The organism is Roseburia sp. 1XD42-69, from assembly GCF_003612565.1.
In the GTDB taxonomy this organism is placed as follows: domain Bacteria; phylum Bacillota; class Clostridia; order Lachnospirales; family Lachnospiraceae; genus Roseburia_B.
Genome location: NZ_RAZG01000159.1, coordinates 1 through 2,973, shown reverse-complemented (window position 1 = coordinate 2,973; position 2,973 = coordinate 1). Strand labels below are relative to the sequence as shown.

Genomic DNA, 2,973 nt, shown 5'->3' with positions numbered 1-2,973 from the left:
GAGGCATCCTGTATCTTATTTAATTTGAAGAAAAAGAAGGGATTTTGGTTCAGATAAACTAACGAATAACACTACGGCGAAACCCCTCTCACTTTATCAAATAAAATCTTAAAAACATTATTTTGTATTTCTTTTTCCGCTTTTGAAATATTTATAAACTTGACAAATGCCAAAAGTGCTGTATAATACAGTAGTGGATAATACAACTATGGAGGTGAATTATGTCTACGATTGATTTAATCATTTTAGGCTCATTATGCCAAAGTCCTAAAAGTGCGTATGACTTACAAAAACAGATTGAATCCCGAAACTTGTCAAGGTGGATAAAAATTGGTTCGTTTACTGTTTACAAGAAAGTGGTTCAATACGAAAGCAAAGGATATGTTATTAGTGAAACTGTTAAGAATGGCAATATGCCCGAAAAAACAGTGTATACAATAACGCCAAAGGGAAAAGAAATTTTTAAGGAATTGATGACTAAATTTTCTTTAGCAGAAACAAGAGTATTTTTAGATTTTAATGCAGTTATTGTGAATATGGCTTTACTTGACGAAAATTCTGCAAATGAGTGTATTGCAAATATTAAAAACAGTATTCAAAACACTAAAATGCAGATTGCAGAACAATTACCCACACATAAGGACATTCCGTTATTTGGACGGACTATTCTGGAACAACAATTTTTGCTTTTAGAAACACTGGAAAAATGGGAAGAAAATTTTGAAAAAGAGTTGGCGAAAGAGAGGGAAGAAAAATGAATTTGATGTATTTTATATTTTTTAATTTGGTGATTTATTTACCATTTCACTTATTTGAGGAAGCTGTTGGTGATTTCCCTAAGTGGATGTATGAGCATAAATGGCTGCCTTATCATATGACGCATGGACACTGGATGGCTAACAATTTGTTTATTTACTATCCAATGCTTCTTGTATCAGTTTTTTTATTTGTGTTTATCAATCAGTTTGTCTGTTTCGGAGTGGCAATTCTTATATGGGGAATCATAAACTTTGGCGACCATTTTTTCTATACAATCAAAGATAGAAAAATTTCTCCGGGGTTAATAACTGGAACACTTTTTCTTGTCAATTCAATCTTCGGATTAAGAAATTATTATTTTTCAGATTTCTTTTCTGTATATCAGTTAATCATAGGAATTTTGATTGGTGGTGTATTATTTGGTTTGCCTATGGGATTATGTGTTGTTTTATATAAATTTTTTGATAAGTATTTCAAATAAATGCTTAAAATGCACCCGTAAACCATGCACCGCCCCATGTGGGAGAAAGGGGGAATTTTCTATGGCTTGTACAGAAGCATACAAGGAACACATGCCTTGCCGGGAACGGACCGACCAAGATAGCCCGTGTCTTGACAGAACAGCAGACACCCACGCCGGGAACGCTGGAATACCGCCGGACGGGAAGCACACGCCGCTACCACCCCGGCTATGAGTGCAGGTGGGCGACAAACACCGTGGCGCATATCCTTGAAAACCGGGAATACACGGGCTGCCTTGTGAACTTCAAGACCGAGAAAGTGTCCTACAAGGTAAAGCAGAGCAAAGAGAACCCCCAAGAAAAGCAGGTAATCTTTGAGAACCACCACGAACCAATCATAGACCTTGACACATGGGGGCGTGTGCAGGAGCTGCGCAAGCAGCGAAAACGCCCCAACCGCTATGATGAAGTGGGCTTGTTCTCCGGCATACTCTTTTGTGCCGACTGCGGCAGCGTCATGTACCAGCAGAGGTATCAGACGGACAAGCGGCGGCAGGACTGCTACATATGCGGCAGCTACAAGAAGCGCACGGCAGACTGTACGGCGCACTTTATCCGCACCGACCTGTTGACCGCCGGAGTGACCGAGAACTTACGGAAAGTCACCAGCTACGCCGCCAAGCACGAAGCCCGGTTTATGAAGCTGTTGACCGAGCAGACCGAGGACGGGAGCAAACGCCGGAACGCCGCCAAGAAGAAAGAGCTGGAAGCGGCAGAAAAACGGATTGCGGAACTCTCCGCTATCTTCAAGCGGCTGTATGAGGACAGTGTGGCGGGGCGCATATCGGACGAGCGTTTCACGGAGCTTTCGGCAGACTACGAAGCCGAACAAAAGGAACTGAAAGAACGTGCCGCCGTTCTGCAGGGCGAGCTTTCAAGGACACTGGAAGCCACAGCAAACGCTGAAAAGTTTATGAAAGTAGTCCGCAAGTACACCAGCTTTGAGGAACTTACCCCTACCCTGTTACTGGAGTTTGTGGAGAAAATCGTAATCCACGAATCGGAATCCCTTGACGGGAAACGCCGGGGGAAGCTCCGCAGACAGGAAATCGAAATCTATTACTCTTTTGTCGGCAAGGTAGAGTTGCCCGACTAAAGCCCGACCCGTCCGGCAGTCAGCCGGACAGGGAACGGCAAAATTTTTTACACTTCTTTTACTTCTTTATCTCACATGAACAAAACGGCTGGGGGTGTATGCGGATAGCCAAACAACTGATGGTGGATAAAATCCCCATCACACGGGTAAAAAGCAATAAGGAATATGACATGAATTATTATTCGTGGGGGAGCGCAAGGATTAGCCATATCCAGCGGAACCCGTTTTACAAGGGCGCATATCTTGTCTGCCGGATGCACCAGAAGGGAATTCGCTCCAATACCTATGACATCTTAAACTGCCTTATCAGCCGGATTCTGGTGGGTGAGGTGAAAAAGATTGACGGGGAGAAGTTTCAGGAAATTAAAATCATTTATAACTTTGTCGGTGAGATACTGGCGGTAACAGAATAATGGCAATGCCCTTCTCTCTTTTCGGGGGAAGGGTTTTCTTTTTGCCCGTACACGAAAAAGAAGCCGGGTTCCCTATTCTCCGGCTTCCGGGATAAACTGAAATTTGTCATAAACTAGTATAGTAAATATTAAGTTGTTGATAGTTTAAATAGCTGCCGCTTCATCAGTATCAATTTCATCCATT

Annotated in this window: 3 protein-coding genes and 1 pseudogene; all 4 read left to right on the top strand. The window is 42.6% G+C overall.

The features are described from left to right. The first annotated feature begins 221 nt into the window (after nt 1-221). The 4 genes and pseudogenes from D7Y06_RS24575 (at nt 222) to D7Y06_RS28140 (ending at nt 2,789) form a co-directional block, all read left to right on the top strand. Complete coding sequence (locus D7Y06_RS24575) at nt 222-758, top strand: PadR family transcriptional regulator (protein WP_120410103.1); 537 nt, start codon at nt 222-224, stop codon at nt 756-758. Then, nucleotides 755-1,240, top strand: coding sequence for an HXXEE domain-containing protein (locus D7Y06_RS24570; protein WP_120410102.1), 486 nt, complete (start codon nt 755-757; stop codon nt 1,238-1,240). Before D7Y06_RS24575 ends, D7Y06_RS24570 begins: the two co-directional genes overlap by 4 nt. 89 nt (nt 1,241-1,329) lie before the next feature. Beyond that, nucleotides 1,330-2,376, top strand: a pseudogene (locus D7Y06_RS24565) (DUF4368 domain-containing protein); the annotation flags it as partial. A gap of 68 nt (nt 2,377-2,444) precedes the next feature. Next, the gene (locus D7Y06_RS28140; protein ID WP_330566599.1) at nt 2,445-2,789 is read left to right on the top strand and encodes a DUF4368 domain-containing protein; all 345 of its coding nucleotides are present in this window, start codon (nt 2,445-2,447) and stop codon (nt 2,787-2,789) included. The last annotated feature ends 184 nt before the right edge of the window (nt 2,790-2,973 follow it).